The organism is Nonomuraea sp. SYSU D8015 (assembly GCF_008065375.1).
In the GTDB taxonomy this organism is placed as follows: Bacteria; Actinomycetota; Actinomycetes; order Streptosporangiales; family Streptosporangiaceae; genus Nonomuraea.
The window spans coordinates 56,953-74,255 of sequence record NZ_VJYI01000015.1; the positions used below are offsets into that span (position 1 = coordinate 56,953).

17 protein-coding genes and 1 pseudogene are annotated in these 17,303 nt (G+C 69.9%); 3 read left to right on the forward strand and 15 right to left on the reverse strand.

All coding sequences use genetic code 11. The annotated features are described in order from the left end of the window. Positions 1–46: 46 nt before the first annotated feature. A complete protein-coding gene (locus ID574_RS42325; RefSeq protein WP_188194682.1) occupies positions 47–2,845 on the reverse strand; it encodes an AfsR/SARP family transcriptional regulator in 2,799 nt (932 codons plus the stop codon). A 93-nt stretch (positions 2,846–2,938) separates the two neighbouring features. Between ID574_RS42325 and ID574_RS42330 the strand changes: the two genes are divergently transcribed. The 3 genes and pseudogenes from ID574_RS42330 (at position 2,939) to ID574_RS62000 (ending at position 3,905) form a co-directional block, all read left to right on the forward strand. After that, entirely contained in the window at positions 2,939–3,289 is a 351-nt protein-coding gene (locus ID574_RS42330) for a carbohydrate-binding protein (protein WP_188194683.1), read from the forward strand. A gap of 150 nt (positions 3,290–3,439) precedes the next feature. Further along, positions 3,440–3,607 (forward strand): annotated as a pseudogene (locus ID574_RS61995) (glycoside hydrolase family 19 protein); the annotation flags it as partial. A 97-nt stretch (positions 3,608–3,704) separates the two neighbouring features. After that, complete coding sequence (locus tag ID574_RS62000) at positions 3,705–3,905, forward strand: chitinase (RefSeq protein WP_262496113.1); 201 nt, start codon at positions 3,705–3,707, stop codon at positions 3,903–3,905. A 112-nt stretch (positions 3,906–4,017) separates the two neighbouring features. Here ID574_RS62000 and prfH read toward each other — a convergent pair whose 3' ends face one another. The 14 genes from prfH to ID574_RS42405 form a co-directional block, all read right to left on the reverse strand. Further along, positions 4,018–4,641, reverse strand: coding sequence for a peptide chain release factor H (gene prfH, locus ID574_RS42340; protein ID WP_188194684.1), 624 nt, complete (start codon positions 4,639–4,641; stop codon positions 4,018–4,020). Beyond that, positions 4,638–5,822, reverse strand: coding sequence for an RNA ligase RtcB family protein (locus tag ID574_RS42345; protein WP_223167643.1), 1,185 nt, complete (start codon positions 5,820–5,822; stop codon positions 4,638–4,640). Before ID574_RS42345 ends, prfH begins: the two co-directional genes overlap by 4 nt. Positions 5,823–6,538: 716 nt before the next feature. Further along, positions 6,539–7,297, reverse strand: a complete 759-nt coding sequence (locus tag ID574_RS42350; protein WP_188194685.1) for a hypothetical protein — start codon at positions 7,295–7,297, stop codon at positions 6,539–6,541. Beyond that, positions 7,294–7,602 (reverse strand): PadR family transcriptional regulator, encoded by a 309-nt coding sequence (locus ID574_RS42355; RefSeq protein ID WP_188194686.1) that lies wholly within the window; start codon positions 7,600–7,602, stop codon positions 7,294–7,296. Before ID574_RS42355 ends, ID574_RS42350 begins: the two co-directional genes overlap by 4 nt. 235 nt (positions 7,603–7,837) lie before the next feature. Then, on the reverse strand, positions 7,838–7,981 hold the full coding sequence (locus ID574_RS42360) for a hypothetical protein (RefSeq protein WP_188194687.1): 144 nt from the start codon (positions 7,979–7,981) through the stop codon (positions 7,838–7,840). 341 nt (positions 7,982–8,322) lie between these two features. Beyond that, complete coding sequence (locus ID574_RS42365) at positions 8,323–8,460, reverse strand: hypothetical protein (RefSeq protein WP_188194688.1); 138 nt, start codon at positions 8,458–8,460, stop codon at positions 8,323–8,325. A 342-nt stretch (positions 8,461–8,802) separates the two neighbouring features. Next, on the reverse strand, positions 8,803–10,086 hold the full coding sequence (locus ID574_RS42370) for an NAD(P)/FAD-dependent oxidoreductase (protein WP_188194689.1): 1,284 nt from the start codon (positions 10,084–10,086) through the stop codon (positions 8,803–8,805). A 14-nt stretch (positions 10,087–10,100) separates the two neighbouring features. Beyond that, positions 10,101–10,766 (reverse strand): haloacid dehalogenase type II, encoded by a 666-nt coding sequence (locus tag ID574_RS42375; protein ID WP_188194690.1) that lies wholly within the window; start codon positions 10,764–10,766, stop codon positions 10,101–10,103. 20 nt (positions 10,767–10,786) lie between these two features. After that, complete coding sequence (locus ID574_RS42380) at positions 10,787–11,761, reverse strand: aldo/keto reductase (RefSeq protein ID WP_223167644.1); 975 nt, start codon at positions 11,759–11,761, stop codon at positions 10,787–10,789. Beyond that, complete coding sequence (locus tag ID574_RS42385; RefSeq protein WP_188194691.1) at positions 11,758–13,215, reverse strand: aldehyde dehydrogenase family protein; 1,458 nt, start codon at positions 13,213–13,215, stop codon at positions 11,758–11,760. The genes ID574_RS42380 and ID574_RS42385 overlap by 4 nt, the downstream gene beginning before the upstream one ends. Next, a complete protein-coding gene (locus ID574_RS42390; protein ID WP_188194692.1) occupies positions 13,212–14,168 on the reverse strand; it encodes a succinylglutamate desuccinylase/aspartoacylase family protein in 957 nt (318 codons plus the stop codon). Before ID574_RS42390 ends, ID574_RS42385 begins: the two co-directional genes overlap by 4 nt. Then, entirely contained in the window at positions 14,165–15,550 is a 1,386-nt protein-coding gene (locus ID574_RS42395) for an aminotransferase class III-fold pyridoxal phosphate-dependent enzyme (RefSeq protein ID WP_223167645.1), read from the reverse strand. Before ID574_RS42395 ends, ID574_RS42390 begins: the two co-directional genes overlap by 4 nt. Beyond that, positions 15,547–16,413, reverse strand: a complete 867-nt coding sequence (locus ID574_RS42400; protein WP_188194693.1) for an ABC transporter permease — start codon at positions 16,411–16,413, stop codon at positions 15,547–15,549. Before ID574_RS42400 ends, ID574_RS42395 begins: the two co-directional genes overlap by 4 nt. Then, the gene (locus tag ID574_RS42405; protein ID WP_188194694.1) at positions 16,410–17,300 is read right to left on the reverse strand and encodes an ABC transporter permease; all 891 of its coding nucleotides are present in this window, start codon (positions 17,298–17,300) and stop codon (positions 16,410–16,412) included. Before ID574_RS42405 ends, ID574_RS42400 begins: the two co-directional genes overlap by 4 nt. Between the last annotated feature and the right edge of the window lie 3 nt (positions 17,301–17,303).

A 17,303-nucleotide genomic window follows, 5' to 3' on the forward strand; every position in this document is an offset into this window, starting at 1 on the left:
GACCGTGGCGTACGAGTTTTACGCCGCGGTCATGCTGTTCGGATAGTCACAGCTGATTCCTGATCGGTTCCGGCGTGTCCGGGACCGGTTGTGCGAGGTAGCGCGCCACCTCGACGGGGGCGAGGAGACGGGCTTCGCGCAGGAGTTCCAGCGACTCCCGCCAGGACTCCCTGGCCTGCTCGTGCCGACCCAGGTCGTGCAGGGCGTGGCCGAGCCACCAATGGGACACAGCGGTGCCCATGGTGAATCCGGCCTCGCGCCCGAGTTTGATCGCTTGCTTGTACTCCTCGACTGCCTCCTGGAGCAGGCCGTGGGCCCGCAAGGCGTCGGCGAGGGTGTCGTGGAAGAGGCCGAGGACGCCGGCGTCGCCGTGCTCCTCCACCATCGCCAGAGCACGACGTGCCTCCTCCACGGCTTCTCCGCATCTCCCCTGGCGGTAATAGACCTGCGCCCGGTTGTTGCGAATGTAGGCCCCATGGTCCCTGCGCCCCGTCCGTTCGGTGATGACGAGGGCACTTTCCAGAGCGGTGAGCGCGTCGTCATAGCGGTTCATCACGGTGTACGTGACGCCGAAGTCGTTGAGGATCCCCGCCTTCCGGTCTGGCAGCCCTGCCCGGTCCCAGCAGTCCAGGCCGTCCTCCATGCAGGACACCGACTCCTGAAAGCGCCCGAGCTGCTGGTGGACGTGGGCGAGCCCCTGCAGCAGGAGGGCCTGGGTCGCCCAGTCCTCCTCCTCCCTGGCCAGCCGCAGCGCCTCCTCGCTCACCCCGACGAGCTCAGCGAACCATCCTCGGCGGTTGAACATCCACAGGATCGCGTCGGCGAGTCCCGCTGCCGAGCGATCGTCTTCCCGCGCCGCCTGCCGTACCGCGGCCAGCAGGTTGTCCCGCTCGCGGTCGAGCCAGTCGTTGGCGGCCTCCAGGGTGGCGAGCTCCTCCCCGGCCTGGTCGGCTTCGAACACGGCGCCCTTCGTGTTGCGGCCGTTCACCACGACAGCGGCCCGTTGCGAGGTGGCCAGATAGTGGTGCAGCACACGACCGACCGCACTCGCCCGCTCCTCGGCCGGGACGTCCTGCTCCCGCGCGTACAGCCGGACGAGGTCGTGGAACTGGTAGCGGCCCGGCCCCGCGGGTTCGAGCAGGCGGGCGTCCATCAGGTGCTCCAGGGCGGTCTCGGTGCGGTGCTCGGTCCAGTCGGCCAGCGCGGCCGTGGTGGCCGGCGTGTGCGTGGGCAAGTCCAGCAGCCCGAGCAGGGAGAGCAACCGCGCCGCGTCCTGTCCGGCTGGGTCCTCGCGCAACTGCTGGTGGCTGACCGCGATGCTGGCGCGTACGGCCAGATCGGCGTACTCCAGCAGGTCGAGCCGTCTGGTGGCATCGGCGAGCCGTACCGCCAGCTCGGAGAGCGACCATTCGGGACGGGCGACCAGACGGGCCCCCGCGATGCGCAGGGCGAGCGGGAAACCGCCGCAGAGCCGTACGATCTCCTCCGCCGCCCGCGGCTCGGCGTTCACGCGGTCGGATCCGACGACCCGGGCGAGCAGCGTGGCCGCATTGGTGTCGTCGAGCCCGCCGAGGTGGAGGTGCCGGGCGTTGTTCAGGGTGGCCAGCGGATCGCGGCTGGTGATCAGGACGCGACAGCCCGGTCCGGCCGGGATGAGCGGGCGTACCTGACGTACGTCGCGTGCGTTGTCGAGGATCACCAGCAGGTTGTCCGTGGCGGTGAGCGAGCGGTAGCGGGCGGCGGCCTCCTCGGTGTCCGTGGGTACGGCGACGCCGTCCAATCCCAGGGAGCGCAGCAGGTGGCGAAGCGCTTCGATGGGTGCCAGCGGGGTGAGCCCGGCGGTGGAACCGTGCAGGTTGACGTAGATGACGCCGTCGCCGAAGCGCCCGGCGACGGCATGGGCGACATGGACGGCCAGCGCGGACTTGCCGATGCCGCCAGGCCCGTCGATCACGGTGACCGCGGCGCCGCTCACCAGATCGGCACGCAGCCGCTCGATCTCGGCCGCCCGCGCCGTGAACGCCCAGGTATCGGGGGGGAGCTCGGCCGGCGCGACGTGTCCGGCCAGCGTAGTCTGCCGCCGTGGCACCAGGTCGAGCACGGGATCCTTGACGAGGACGGCCTGGTGGAGGCGGCGCAGTTCGGAGCCGGGTTCGATGCCCAGTTCCTCGACCATGACCCGGCGCAGTCGCTGGTAGACCTCGAGCGCCTCCGGCACCCGCGCGTCGCGGTACAAGGCGAGCATCAGCTGGGCGGCGGGCCGCTCCCGCAGCGGGTGCGCTCTGACGTGCACGGCGAGCTCGCCGGCCACGGCGCGATGGTCACCGGCGGACAGGCGCAACTCAGCGTGGTCCTCCAGCACGGCCAGCCGCTCCTCCTCCAGCCGGTCGGCCTCGACCCTGGCCCAGGGCGCGTCCACCTCGGCCAGCGCCGGGCCTCGCCACAGCCCGAGCGCCCGGCGGAACAGCGCGTCAGCAGTCTCCATGGCACCCTCGGCGCGGGCGTCGCGTGCCCTTCCGGACAGGAGGGTGAAGGCGTGGGCATCCACGTGGTCACGCTCGACCGCGAGCCGGTAACCTCCGGGCACGGTCTCGATGATCTCCGCACCGCCGTGGGAGGCGAGCGTCTCCCGGAGCTTCGACACCACGATGTGCAGCTGCTTGGCCGCGGTCGCGACCGAACTGTGCGCCCACACGTCGGCGAGAAGCCGATCGGTGGGCACAGCCTGCCCCGCGGTCATGGCGAGCCGGGCCAGCACCCCGATCCGCCGCAGCCCGACGATCTTGACCGAGACGCCGTCAGCCTTGACCTCCCAGGGGCCAAGGCACCTGATCTCCAGCCTCAAGCGAGCGCTCCCGTCGTCAACGAAGATTCGGAAGTCTAGCGATTTAGGCAGGTATGTCGCTGGCATGTTCCGCGCCCGACTCACGCCAGATTCGTGCTGCTCGTCCGACCCGAGATCGACCAGGCCCTTCGCGGACACGCCCTGCGCGGGCAGCCGCAGCGGTGTCGGGCGCGACGCAGCCTCATGTCGCTGGCCGCCGCGCTGCTCGCCGCGGACTCGATCTTAGTCATCCTCCTCATGTCGTCGGCCTCAGCGGCAGCCTGCGCGACGGCATGGAACGCCTCCACCGCCTACCAGGGCGGCGCCGTGGTCTCTTACCACGGGCATAACTGGTCGGCCAAGTGGTGGACGCAGAGCGAAACCCCCGGCAACGCCGGCGTCTGGGCCGATCAGGGCACCTGTGGAGGCGGGGCGGGACACCTGCCCCGTCCTGCAACCACCTGAACTGGGTGGCCGGTCAGTGGTACGCGGTGGGCAGCATCGTCCGATATATGGACGGCAAGTACTACATCGCCGTACACGGGAACCCCGGCTACGACCCGGTGATCTCCCACCGGCAGCGACACGATCAAGAAGCAGGAGGCCGCCGCCTTCCTGGCCAACGTCAACCACGAGACGGTCGGGCTGGTCCACATCGTCGAGCGGAACACCGCCGACTACCCGCACTACTGCGATGTCGGCCAACCCTACGGCCGCCCCGCGGGACAGGCCGCCTACTACGGCCGCGGGCCGATCCAGTTGAGCTGGAAGTTCAACTACAAGGCGGCGGGTGACACCCTAGGCATCAATTTGCTGACCGACCCGTGGAAGGTGGAACGGGACTCCGGCGGTCGCGTGGAAGACCGCGCTGTGGTGCTGGATGACCCAGAACGGCCCGGGAACCATGACCGCGCACAACGCCATGGTCAACAGCCGTGGGTTCGGCGAGACGATCCGCAGCATCAACGGCAGCTTGGAATGCTGTGGCGCGAACCCGGGCCAGGTTCAGAGCCGGGTGAACGCCTACCAGAGGTTCACCCAGATTCTCGGCGTGAGCCCGGGCGGCAACCTCTCCTGCTGACGGTTCAGTCGTCGTGAGCCAAGGGCGCGTGGACTCCCGCCATTTGCGGATCATCGTCCGGACGTCCACCGGCCGGCCGGGTCGCGCGCCTGGTGGCGGTCCGATTCTCGCGTCAGTGTGGAGACCGAACCGGGCGTTCGACGCGGGTGGGGTTGCCGCGTACGAGCTCATCGTGGATGCGCCAGCGGGCGGTGCTGACGGCGCGCTCCGCCGCCTCGTCGCCGTGCTCTATGCGCTGTCGCAGCAGCCGCATGGCGATGCCGCGGTTGAGGCTGAATTGCCGCTCGGTGTCGACCACGACGACAATCCCCGTGGGCCGATGGGTCGCCCGTACGGCCGTGCTGGCCTTGTTCCGATGTTGACCGCCGGGACCGCCGGTGCGGCAGGCGACGATGTCGACGTCTGCTTCCGTGAACGTCGTGCGGGGGGTGTCGGCCTGGCACGGCCGGGCGATGACGTACCAGTTCTTTCGGCTGGTGTTGGCCCGGTATGGGCTGGGGGCCTGCCAGCACAGGGTTCCGGTCCACGAGGCGGCGAACGCCTCGGCGCCGTCACCTGTGATTCGGATGAGGACCGATCGGTAGGTGCCGGGCCTGTCACCGGAAACGGTATGGGCCCGATGGGTCTCCAGGTCCTGCCGGGTGGCGTCGGCTTCCAGGCGGCGCAGCAGCTGGGCCAATGCCCAGGCACACTCCTGCGGGCCGCGCCCGGCCGACAGAAGCAGGTGGACGCTCACGACCGCCCTCGCTTACGGCGGCCATGGGGCGTGGATCCGAGGTCGGGCGTCTTGTAGGTGACGAGAGGGATCGTGGTGGTCACGGGCGTGGCCAGGTCATGCTCGACGAGGTCGGCGATCACTCGCTCGATGCGCTTGTACGCCGTTGGCGCCTCCTCGAAGAGCAACTGGCGGTCGCCGCACACCACCAGCGACCCCATCGGTGTACGGCGCAGTTCCTCGACCGTGTGCTTGGCCCGCCCCCGGCGCAGGGCGTCCGCACGCGACATCTTGCGGCCCGCGCCGTGTGCCACGGAATGGCCGGCGTCCGGCCCGGCGTGGGCGGCCACGAGGTAGGAAGGGGTGCCGCGCGTACCTGCGATGAGCACGTCGCGGCCGTCACCCGGCGCCGCCCCCTTGCGGTGCAGGTAGATCCCGTCGCGGATCTCGACCAGGTTGTGGCACTGGTCGACGATCGGCTCGGTGGGCTCGAACCCCAGGGCATGGGCGACCCGGGCGGCCAGCAGCCGCCGGTTGAGCGAACCCCAGCGTACGGCGTCGTCATGCATCGCCAGGTAGGCACCGGGATCAGGGGCGGGACCCGCGCCGTGGACCTCGGTGTGCGCCCGCAGGATCCGTTCGCCCAGCCCTCGTGAACCGCTGTGGACGATGAGCACCAGGTCACCGGTGGCGAGCCCGAGACGGCTCGCGTGGCCCGGCTCGAAGACGGTCCCGATTCTTGCCAGCTCGACGAAGTGATTGCCCCGGCCGACCGTCCCGAGACCCTCGACGTGACCGGCGGGAATATCGCCCTTCACCACGGCCCAGGCGGGGTCGTCGGCATCCTGCTCGGGATCCAGCGCGCGATCGAGATCGGGGAACCGGGCGGCGAGCTTCTCGGGTACGGCGCGCTTGAGCTTGACGGGGAACACGGCGATGCCGCAACCGATGTCGGAGCCCACCAGGAACGGGTACAAGACCGTTGACGCCATGGCGGCGCCGATGGGGGCGCCCTTGCCGGGGTGCAGATCCGGCATGGCGGCGACGTGCATCATGCCTTCGAGGGCGGCCACCTGGTGGCACTGCGCGACGGCATCGGACTCGATCCAGCTCGTGGGGGAGGCGAACACGGTGACGGTGGCCGGCCCCATGGCCGGGGTGGACGGCGGCGGGGACTCCTGCCGGAAGTCTTGCTGAGACAAAGACGCTCTCTTCGCTGAACAGGTATGGGTGGGCGGCATCACGGCGCGAGCCGACGCCGTGGCATTTCGGTGTAGAGGGGTGCTGTCCGTCAGAGCATCATGAACACCACGATCTCTGAGCCCGCCAATGCTGGGCAAGCGGTTTTAGCCCGTACGGGCCTGCACGCCCTCATCCTGGGTCTTGCGTGATGCCTCTTCGCATCGCTGACTGACTAACTGAGTGACTACGGGGCGAGACGAAGCCGCGAGGCTCAGCCGGACCGTTACCCGTAGCGCCGTAGCTGGCCGGTCAGGCGGTTGGGCTCGGCCTGGGGAGCGCACCATCGCCTCGCTCGGCGGATACCGCCGCCTCACACTCCGATACGAGCGCCACGGCCACCTGTTAACGTTAGCTGCATTCCCCGCCCTTGCAGCCGCCATCACCTGCTACAAGAAACTCACCAACTGGGACATGCTCTTAGCTTTTTCGCACAGCCCAGCGCGCCGCCCAGGTCACGACCGACACGTGGGAACGTGGACGACGGCGCCGACGTGACCGGCAACCTCGGGGCCACCGGGCCCGGCTCGGCGGCCCGCCGGCTACTGCTCACCCCGACCATCGCCAGCCTGGACACCCACAGCTGAGCCGTCACCGTCACCAGCTCGGCGACCAACACGACGGCCGCGAGCGGACTGCAGATCCGGGCGCGTCGGGCGTTCCTGTGAAGGCGCGATGATCATTCTGATGGGTTGCGGTGGCGTGGTGGGTGAGCGTCGAATCGCTTCCGGAGGGTATCGACAAGCCACACGAGCGCGCCGAAGGCGGACAACACCACAAGAATCGCAGCACCGAGCCCGGTGTCGTTCCTGGTCTCGACCCCAGCCCACAGCAGCAGGGCTGAGAGGCTTCCCCAGGTGCGGAGGTTTGACCGTAGTGCCCAGCACAGACCGGCGACGAGGGGGGTGACCGCTCGCGATGCCGTCCATGTGACGCGCGAATGTATGCCAGCGTAGAGAATGCCTACCGCGAAGCGGACGACTCCGGCTCGAGTACCCGTGGCAGCGATCTCCCGGAGCTCGTAACGCCACTGATCATCCCGCTCGGGCTCCACGGCCAACGCTGAGCCCACGGTAAGTAGTCGCTCAACAACCCCCGAACGACGATTGAATCGAAGACGAGATCCCACAACATGCGCCCGTATGTCCACAGGAATGTACAGGGGGACCGGCTCGCGTGGATGAGGTCGTCTGAGGAGCTGCGGATGCTTCAGGAAAACCTGAACCGCGTCGTCAGTGAGGTCGACAGAAAGATTCCGATCCCCACCGTCGCTTAAGACGATCATCTGCCCTTGCAGATCCACCAGGAAACGCCACGTCGAGTCAAGCGCAGGATCCCATCGGGCGTTGGCCATGCGAGTCAGGTCGGCCATGAGGGCTCTCACGCCGCGGTGGTATGTGTCCAGGTTGTTGTCCAGCGACACATTCCGGTTGCTCATCGGACCCAGCCCAGTCGATGGGTAACGGGCGCAGCCCGCTGCGCCGCACGCTCAGCTTCTTTGGCTCCCTCAGCCGTTAGCTCGTACATGCGACGGCGGGGGCCCCGAGCCTCGGTTGAATCGTCTTCCCAGTAGGTGCGCACCAGGCCGAGACGCTCGAACTTGGTGAGGATCGGATAGACGGTCCCGGACCCCAGCTGAGTCTCCCGGCAAATTTCCAGGCCGTAGGTTGATTCCCCGCGGCTGGCAGCAGCCTGGAGGACCTGGAGCACCGCGCGGGTGGTGCTCGTCATTCTCAACGCCATCGACTGCACCTTGTCGTCGTCGACCTATGTCGACTTAGACACTACAGCGGCCAGGGCGCGTGTGCGGTCCGCTGCAATCTTGGTTGTTGAAGTGGTCAGAGGGCTGGCGGGGGGGTGAGGCGGCTCTCGAAAGCGCCAGCTGATCGCCTCACCAGGCTCGATCAACCGTCACGTGGGTCCGCCATGGTTGAAGCCCGGCGGAGCCTGTCAATTTGATCAAGGCAGCTGAGCTGAATTAATTCTGTGTCGAGTTCACTGTGGTGACCTCCTGGGCGGTGTTGGCGGGCTTGTCGATCCACGCCGGGCCGGGCAGGTCAGGCGGGAGGGGAGTGCCGCGGCCGGCGAACCGCTCGGGGTGGGTGTTCTGAGCGGCGGTCAAGACAGCGGCTCGCCGGTCGCGGATGGCGGCAGCGCGGCCGTAGCACGTGGACGCCCTCGTTCGCGTACCTGAGGGTCAGGGATCTCCGGATCCGGCTTGCTCGCTCCCGCGAAGGGATGTCTCCTTCCCCACCCTCAGCACAGAGTTTCATGCCTGTTTGATGCCTCTGTCCATTTTGACAGGGAGGGCTATGAGGTCTGATGGCTTGGCATGATCGGCGCGTTGGCCGGGTTGCCGAGTATGAATCCGCCAATAACGCGCTTTAGGGCATAACCTGAAATGTGGCAGAGCAACCCCTATAAGGGATCTTCGGTGACGAACCGCTAGGGAGTCTCGACATGTCAGTGACTGCCGAACACCGTCAGCACGCCGATCACACTCACGAGCATGGACCCGGCTGCGGGCACGTGGCCGTTCCGCATGACGATCACGTCGACTACGTCCACGACGGTTGCCTGCACCGCATCCACGACGATCACGTGGACGAGTGCGAGCCGAAGTCACACGCCACGCATGAGGGCCATGATCACCAGCACGGGCCGGAGTGCGGGCACGTGGCTGTCCCGCACGAGGACCACGTCGACTACGTCCATGATGGACACCGTCACGCCTCGCATGAAGGGCATTGGGACGACCACTGAGGCGCGCAGTTCCGACTGGGCGCTCAACATTCGAAGCGCGGCTCCCATAGCACCGCCGTCGCGTGCAGCGGGCGGCCTTGGACGTCGTAGCCGGGCCAGCCGTCGAGGCCGTGCCCGGACCGTATCGGCCCGGGAGCCCCGTTACGGCCGTCAGGGCTCCCGGTAACTCGTCGGCACGGGTCAGCTGAAGCGGTCCTTGGCCTTGTAGTAGGCGCCGGCGAACGGCAGGAACCAGGCGGTGCCGTTGTAGAACGGCACGGGCACCTTGGGGAAGCCGAGCCCGCGCCACGGGTTGGCCTCGGGACGGCCGTCCATCATTTCGGCGAGCGCGCGGCCCATGTACGTTGCCATCTGCACGCCATGGCCGCAGTAGCCGCCGGAGTAGTACAGGCCGTTGTTCTCTCCGGCGTGCGGGATGCGGTCGTAGCTGAAGCCGACGCTGCCGCCCCACACGTAGTCGATCTGGACGTTGGCGAGCTGGGGGAAGATCTCGGCCATCTCCCGTTTGAGCACCGCGCCGCTCTTGCGGTCGGAGGCCGGGTTGGACGGGGCGAAGCGGGCCCGGCCGCCGAAGGCGAGGCGGTTGTCCGGTGTGAGCCGGATGTAGTGGCCGATGTTCTTGGAGTCGACCACCAGGCGCGCGTTGGGGATGATCTCGCGGGCCAGCTCCTCGCCCAGCGGCTCGGTGACGATGATGAAGCTGCCGACGCAGATGAGCCGCTTGCGCAGCCACGGCAGCGCGCCGTCGCTGTAGGCGTCCGTGGCCGTGACGACCTGCCTGGCGCGGATGAGCCCGTTCAGCGTCTCCACCTCGAAGCCGCCACCGGGCGTGCGCCGCAGCGCGGTTGCGGCGTTGCGCTCGTGGATCTCGGCGCCGGCGCGCTCGGCGGCCGCGGCCAGGCCGTGCACGAACTTGCCGACGTGCAGGCCCGCGCTGAGCGGGTCGAGCAGCGCGCCGTGGTAGTAGTCGGAGCCCAGCTCGGTGCGCAGCTCGCCGGGGCCGATGAGGGTCGTCTCGTGGCCGAAGTTCTCGGCGAGATCGCGTTGCTTGGCACGCATCTGCTCGAAGTGGGCCGGTTTGAAGGCGACACCCAGGCGGCCGGAGCGGCGGAAGTCGCAGTCGATGCCTTCCTTGAGCGTCAGCTCCTCGACGAGGTCGACGGCGTGGCGGAAGGAGTCGTACAGCTCGCGGGCGCGCTCCTGGCCGTAGCGTTCGCGTGCCTGGCCGGTGGTGATGGTGATGCCCTGGGTGCACATGCTGCCGTTGCGCCCGGAGGCGCCCGAGCCGACCTTGTCCTTCTCGACGAGGACGACCCGGGCGCCCTTGCGGGCGGTGTGCAGGGCGGTGGACAGGCCGGTCAGCCCGCCGCCGATGACCACCACGTCGGCCTGGTCCGGCAGCGGCCTGCCGGAGCGGTCGGGCAGCGGGGGAGCGGTGTCGAGCCAGTACGGGATCTGTTTCATCGTGGGGTCCGTTCTCAGCAGCCGAGCAGTGCGGGCAGGCCCGACAGGTCGTTCAGCTCGTCGTAGGGCTGGTAGTCGGAGCTGCCGGGGCGGCGGTAGCGGTTGATCCACACGCGCCGCGCGAGGCCGAGGTCGCGGGTGGGGATGTGGTCGTACTCCCAGCCCTGGGCGGTGTGGATCACCTGGGACGGCTCGACGTCCATGACCTTGAAGGCGTGCTCGAAGGCCTGCCGGTCCGGCTTGTACGCCCTGGCCTGCTCGGCGGTGATGACGTGGTCGAACTCGACGCCGATGTTGGCGACGTTGTGCTTGATGAGGTCGTCGTCGGTGTTGGAGATGATCGCGATCTCGTACTTGCTCTTGAGCGCGCGCAGCGCGTCCGGCACCTCGGGCCACGGGCCGAACGTGGGCACCGCCTCGACCAGGGCGTCGCCGTCGGAGGTGCGGTAGTCGAGGCCGTGCAGGCGCATGGCGTTGCGCAGGCTGGAGTGCAGCACCTCGTGGTAGGGGCGGTAGGCCTCCAGCACGGCCTGGAAGCGCATGACGCGGAAGTCGTCGAGGAACTCCTCCACGTTGAGCCCGTCGAGGTCCAGCCGGTCGGCGAGGACTTTGAGCGTGGTGGGGCCGAGCTGGAAGTCGATCAGGGTTCCGTAGGCGTCGAAGGTGACTACCTGTCGCATGTCGTCCAACCTCATGGTGTTCAGACCACCCGTTCGCCGGGTGGCACGATGTGATCGAGCGCGGCCAGGTCGGCCGCGTCGGGAGTCCAACCGGCCGCCGCCGCGTTGGCGGTGACCTGCTGCGGGGTCATCGCCCCGCAGATGACGGAGCCGACCTGGGGCAGCGCGGCCAGGCCGCCGACGGCGACCTCGAGCAGGGTCAGGCCGCGGTCGGCGGCATAGGCGGTGAGGGCCTCGACCCGGTCGAGCGCCTGCTCGGTGAGCCAGCCGTGCCGCCACGAAAGCCTGCTGCCGGGCGGCGGCGGCTCGCCGCGCCGGTACTTGCCGCTGAGCAGGCCGTTGGCGAGCGGGTAGTACGGCAGGAGCCCGACGCCGAACGCCGCGCAGGCCGGGACCAGCTCCTGCTCGGCGCTCCGGTCGAGCAGGTGGTAGCGGGCCTGGGTGCTGACGAACGGCGCGCGCCGGTCCCAGCGGGCCTGCCAGGCGGCGTCGGCCAGCATCCAGGCGGGCATGTTGGAGCATCCGGCGTAACGCACCTTGCCCTCGGCGACCAGCTCGCTCAGCGCTTCGAGGGTGTCGGCGAGCGGAGTGACGCCGTCGGGCTCGTGGTACTGGTACAGGTCGATGCGGTCGGTGCCGAGCCGGCGCAGCGACTCCTCCACGGCGTGGCGGAGGTAGCGGCGGGCGCCGCGCGGGTCGAGCCCGTCGTAGGCGGCGCCCATGCTCATGCCGAACTTGGTGGCCAGCACCACCTCGTCGCGGTGGCCCTTGAGCGCGGCGCCGAGCAGGCGCTCGCTGTCGCCGACGTCGCCGCCGCCGTAGGCGCCGTAGGTGTCGGCGGTGTCGAACAGGGTGATGCCCGCGTCCAAGGCGGCGTGCACGACGGCCCTCGTGCCGTTCTCGTCCAGGCGGGAGCCGAAGTTGTTGCCGCCGACGCCCACCACGGACACGACCGGGCCGTCAGCGCCTAGCCTGCGGTAACGCATGGCACTCATCGGGGCGACCCGAAGCCGAGGCAGACGTTCTTGAGCTGGGTGTAGCCGTTCAGCGCCTCCAGGCCCTTCTCGCGGCCCCACCCGCTGTGCTTGTAGCCGCCGAAGGGCAGCTCGACGCCGGTGCCGACGCCGGCGGCGTTGACGTACACCTGGCCGGCCCGGATGCCTTCGGCCAGCCGCATCGCGGTGGTCATGTCGCGGGTCCACACGTACGACGACAGTCCGTACGGGCTGTCGTTGGCGATGTCCAGGGCCTCCTCGGCGTCGCCGAACTCGATGACCGTGAGGACGGGCCCGAAGATCTCCTCCCGCGCGCAGCGCGCGACGTTGGTGAGCCCGGTCAGGACGGTCGGCTCGATGAAGTACCCGTCGGCGAGCGCCGGGTCTGCGGGCCGTCCGCCGCCGGTGCGGATGGTGGCGCCCTCCTGACGGGCCAGCTCCAGGTACGTCTCCACGCGATCGCGTTGCCGCGCCGACACCAGCGGCCCCATGTCGGGGTCGTCCAGGCCCGGGCCGAGCCGCAGCGACGCGGCGTGCGCGACGAGCCGGTCGAGGAACTCCTCCGCGCCGCGCTGCAGCAGCAGGCGGGTGCCGGCCGAGCACGTCTGCCCGGCGTTGCCGAACGCCGAGGCCGCCACTCCGACGAGTGCCTGGTCGAAGTCGGCGTCGGCGAAGACGATGGCGGGCGACTTGCCGCCCAGCTCCACGACCGACGGCACCACGTTCGCGGCGGCCGCCTGCGCGACCTTGATCCCGGTCGGCACCGAGCCGGTGAACGTCACCTGGTCGATGCCGGAATGCCCGGCCAGGGCCGCGCCGGTCGCGCCGTCGCCGGGCACCACGTTGAGCACGCCGGGCGGCAGCCCGCACTCCAGCGCGATCCGCCCGATCTCCAGCGGCGTCAGCGGCGCCTCCGGCGACGGCTTGAGCACGACGGTGCAGCCGGCGGCGAGGGCAGGGGCCGCGCCGCGGGCGGTGTTCTGCAGCGGGTAGTTGAACGGGATGATCTGCCCCGACACGCCGATCGGCTCACGGACGGTGTAATCGAGCAGACCCCGGCCGAGCGGAATCGTGGCGCCGCCGAGCTTGTCGGCGATGCCGGCGTAGAACTCGAAGTAGCGGGCCGCCGCCTCGACGTCGGCGCGGGCCTGGCGCAGCGGCTTGCCCACGTCCAGGCTCTCCAGCCGCGCCAGGTCGCCGGCCTGGCGGCGGATCTCCTGGGCGATGCGGGTGAGCAGCCGACCCCGCTCGGCGGGCCGCAGGCACGCCCAGCCGGGGGAGGCGAGCGCGGCGCCCGCGGCGGCGACCGCGCTGTCGATGTCGGCGGAGCCGCCGTGGGACACCTCGGCGATGGGGGTGCCGCGAGCCGGGTCCACGACGGTGAAGGTCGCCCCGTCACAGGCGGGGACGGTCTTGCCGTCGATCAGCAGCTCACGCACGGAACCGCTGGTCACGGCCGGATCTCCCCTTCGATCGCGCCGAAGATGACGACCTCGTCGCCGGGGCGGACGGTGCGGATGCGGCGCACCCACAGCACGATGCCGTCCTGCGGGGCGCGGACCTCCTCCAGGGGGGCGCCGTAGTGGTCGACGATCCGGGCGATGAGGTCGCCCTGCTTGCACTCCTCGCCGGGCTCGGCATGGGCGAGGAAGAAGCCGCCGGCGGCCGAGCGGGCGAAGGTGCCGCTGACCTCCGTGTACGAGCCGAGCAGCTCCGCCTCGCCGTCGATCATGCCGAGGTGCCGCATGACGTTGCGGACCGAGCGCACGTGCTGGGTGACCGTCTCCTCGCGGTAGGTGCCGCCGCCGGCCTCGATGGTGACGGCGGGCTTGCCGGCCGCGAGAGCGGGGTGGCGGACCGTACCGCCCCACTTGCCGCCCTTCCAGACCAGCTCGTGCCCGGCGGCGAGGGCGAGGTCCGTCGCGAGGTCCTCGTAGCCGCCCTGGAGGATGACGAGCGGGGCGATCTCGCCGTAGGCGCCGCCGGTGTGCAGGTCGACCAGGGCGTCGACGGCCGGGATGACCTGCTCGACGAAGGTGGCGGCCAGCCGCTGCGAGTAGGAGCCCTCCGCGTCGCCCGGGAAGATGCGGTTGAGATTGAGGTGGTCGAGGCCGCTGGCGCGGGCGGCCGCCTCGAAGGCAGGGGTGTTCATGCAGGGAATGCCGACGAGCGTGCCGCGCAGTGTGGCCGGGTCGGTCTCGGCGAGGACGCGGCGGACGGCCTCCTGGCCGTCGTACTCGTCGCCGTGCACGCCCGCGTCCACGCACAGGACGGGGCCGTCCTGTGCGCCGTTGACGATGATCAGGGGGATGCCGAGCTCGACGCCGTAGGTGCTGACGCCGACCTGGATCAGCCCCTGGGCCCGCTCGCCGGGCGCGCAACTGAGGGTGCCGATGGTGTAGGTCATGGATTCTGCCTTTCGGGGGAGACGAGCCGCTCGGACGCCTCGTCGAGCGTGGCGGCGATGATGTCGGCGATCCGGTCGAGCAGGTCGCCGTCGGCGATCAGGGGCGGGGCGATCTGCAGCAGGGGGGCGGTCCGGTCGTAGAGGCGGGCCAGCAGGCCGGCCTCGCGCAGCCGGCGTGGGATGAGGTCGCGGACGAGCGCGGCCCGCGCGGCCTCGCTGAACGCGCCGTCCTCCCCGTCGCCGGCCAGCTCGACGGCGTAGAAATAGCCCGCGCCGCGTACGTCGGCCACGATCGGCAGGGCGCCCAGCGCGACCATCCGCTTGGCCAGATGCTCCTGGTGGGCGCGGACGTTGCCCAGGACGTCGTCGCGTTCCATGATCTCGATGGTGCGCAGCGCGATGGCGGCGCACAGCGGGTGCCCGGAGAAGGTGTAGCCGTGGTTGAGCACCTCGCCGGGCCGGTTCAGCACCTCGGCGACGCGGGCGCCGACCATGGTGGCGCCCATCGGGGCGTATCCGGCGGTGAGGCCCTTGGCCAGGGTGATGAGGTCGGGCCGGGCGCCGTAGCGGTCGCCGCCGAACCACTCGCCGAGCCGGCCGAACCCCGTGATCACCTCGTCGGCGACGAGCAGGAAGCCGTACCGGTCGGCCAGGCGGCGCAGCCCCTCCCAGTAGCCCTCGGGCGGGGTGATGCAGCCACCGCGGTTCTGCACCGGCTCCGCGATGAGCATCGCGACGGTCTCCGGGCCTTCCGCCAGGATCGCGGCCTCCGCGTCCGCCAGCAGCCAGGCGGTGAACGCGGCGTCGTCCAGCGGCTCCGGCAGCAGGCCGCGGTTGGTGTTGGCGACGAACGTGGTCGGCACGGCGGGGGCGCCGTACGGCTCCGTGAGTCCGGGGTCGTCGGTGAACGACAGTGCGCCCAGGGTGAGCCCGTGGTAGGCGCCGCGCCTGGCCAGCGCCTTGGTCCGGCCGGGCTCGCCGCGCAGCACGTGGTAGCGGCGCACGATCTTCCAGGCGGTTTCGACGGCTTCGGCGCCGCCGCTGCTGAAGAACGCGTGCTCCATCCCGTCGGGGGCGAGACAGGCGAGCCGCCGGGCCAGTTTCAGGGCGGCCGGGTGCGCGGAGGCCGACCACAGGGGGCTGTAGGACAGCTCGCGCAGCTGCTGCCGGGCCGCTTCGGCGACCTCCTCGGCGTAGCCGTAGCCGAGCTGGGCGCAGTAGAGCCCGGACAGGCCGTCGATGTAGCGGTGGCCGGCCGAGTCGTGCACGTACGGCCCGTCGCAATGGGTCACCACGAACAACTTCTCGCCGGCCGCGCCGAGCGAGCCGTTCGCGGTCATGTTGAGCAGCAGGTGCCTCTCGGCTGTCCGCGTGGCGTTCACGGCGTCTCCTTGCCTGGAGCGCCGAGGGCCGTGGCGGTCTCGACCGACAGCAGGGCGTTCTGTCGGCCGGAGCCGAGCCAGCGCACCAGCCCGACCAGCACCAGGGCCAGGATCGCGAAGGCGATCAGCAGCGCGCTGACCGCGGTCACGCTGGGATCGATGTCGAACATCAAGGAGTTGTAGATCTGCACCGGCAGCGTCAGGGTGCCGACGGAGGACAGGAACTGCGAGACGTAGAAATCATCGAAACTGGTGATGAAGGAGAAGATCGCCGCCGCGACCATCCCCGGCGCGGCCAGGGGCAAGGTGATCCGCCGGGCGATCGTCAGGCGGCCCGCTCCCATGCTCGCCGCGGCGTCCTCCAGGCGTTCGTCGATCCCGCGCAGCGTCGCGATGAGGATCATCACCGCGATCGGCGAGGCCATCACGGTGTGCCCCAGGGCGATCGCCAGCGGGCTGCCCAGCATCGAGGCGGGCTCGAAGAGCAGGAACAGCCCCAGCGCGGTGACGATGTGCGGGATGATCAGCGGCCCCAGGACCAGGGCGTAGACCGCCGAGCGCAGCGGCAGTTCGCTGCGGGTCAGCGCGGTCGCCGCGGTCACGCCGAGGATCAGTGAGAACACGGTGCTGAGCGAGGCGATCACAGCGCTCAGCGACAGCGCGCCCGGCCATTTGCTGCCGTCGGCGAACAGCGCCTGGTACCAGCCGAGCGAGAAGGAGTCCGGCGGGAAGGATGCGAAGGCGCTTTTGCTGAAGGAGGTGATGACGATCACGACGATCGGCAGCGCCAGGAACAGCAGGATGACGGTGGCGAACGCGGTCAGCGCGATCCGCCCGGCCAGGGTGCTGCGCAGTCCGATCATGACGCGCTCCTCTTCTTGGCCTCGCCGAGGGAGCTGACGAGCTTGACCAAAAGCAGCCCGGCGAAGGTGAGCAGCAGCAGGATGACGCCCTCGGCGGCCGCGCCGTTCCACTGGTTCTGCTTCATCACCTGCTGGTTGATGAGGGAGGCGATCATCGTCTGGTTGGGGCCGCCCATCAGGGCCGGGGTGATGTAGTAGCCGAGCGCGAGGATGAAGCTGAGCAGCCCGGCGGTGGCCAGTCCGGGAGCCACCAGCGGGAGGTAGACCCGGCGGAAGATGACCAGGCGTCCGGCGCCCATGCTGGCCGCGGCGGCGAGCAGTCTGCGGTCCACGCCGCGCATCACGCCGTACAGCAGCAGCACGGTGTAGGGCAGCATCATCGCGGTGGTGCCGATGACCACGCCGATCTCGTTGTAGAGCAGCTGGTACGGCGCGCCGGGCACCCCCAGGCCGGCCAGCAGCTGGTTGACCAGGCCCTTGTCGCCGAGCATGATGATCCATCCGTAGGTGCGCACCAGGGCGCTGATGAAGTGCGGGACGACGACGATCAGCATGGCCAGGGCGGCCGGCAGGGGCCGCAGCCGGGAGATCGCGTTGGCCAGCAGGAACCCGATGACCAGGCTGAACAGCGCCGTCTCGGCGGCGATGCGCAGCGTGGTGAACAGCACCGACAGGTTCACGCCGGTCAGCGCGTCGGCGTACCAGTGCAGCGTCAGGGATCCGTCCAGGTCCTGCACGCTGAGCAGCAGCGTGCTGAAGATCGGGTAGACGAACAGCGCCAGCAGGTAGGCCACGGCGGGCAGGGCGTACAGGATGCCGATCCGGGTCCGGCGGGAGGCCAGCAGCCGGCGGGGGCGGGCGGGGACGCCGGCGAGGGTGGCGGCCATCGC

What these genes read in the sequence shown, in the direction of transcription:
- ID574_RS42370 (WP_188194689.1), bottom strand. Translation starts at nt 10,086, where the DNA reads ATGAAACAGATCCCGTACTGGCTCGACACCGCTCCCCCGCTGCCCGAC.
- ID574_RS42355 (WP_188194686.1), bottom strand. Translation starts at nt 7,602, where the DNA reads ATGGCGTTGAGAATGACGAGCACCACCCGCGCGGTGCTCCAGGTCCTC.
- ID574_RS42375 (WP_188194690.1), bottom strand. Translation starts at nt 10,766, where the DNA reads ATGCGACAGGTAGTCACCTTCGACGCCTACGGAACCCTGATCGACTTC.
- ID574_RS42400 (WP_188194693.1), bottom strand. Translation starts at nt 16,413, where the DNA reads ATGATCGGACTGCGCAGCACCCTGGCCGGGCGGATCGCGCTGACCGCG.
- ID574_RS42390 (WP_188194692.1), bottom strand. Translation starts at nt 14,168, where the DNA reads ATGACCTACACCATCGGCACCCTCAGTTGCGCGCCCGGCGAGCGGGCC.
- ID574_RS42380 (WP_223167644.1), bottom strand. Translation starts at nt 11,761, where the DNA reads ATGAGTGCCATGCGTTACCGCAGGCTAGGCGCTGACGGCCCGGTCGTG.
- ID574_RS42350 (WP_188194685.1), bottom strand. Translation starts at nt 7,297, where the DNA reads ATGAGCAACCGGAATGTGTCGCTGGACAACAACCTGGACACATACCAC.
- ID574_RS42405 (WP_188194694.1), bottom strand. Translation starts at nt 17,300, where the DNA reads ATGGCCGCCACCCTCGCCGGCGTCCCCGCCCGCCCCCGCCGGCTGCTG.
- ID574_RS62000 (WP_262496113.1), top strand. Translation starts at nt 3,705, where the DNA reads ATGACCCAGAACGGCCCGGGAACCATGACCGCGCACAACGCCATGGTC.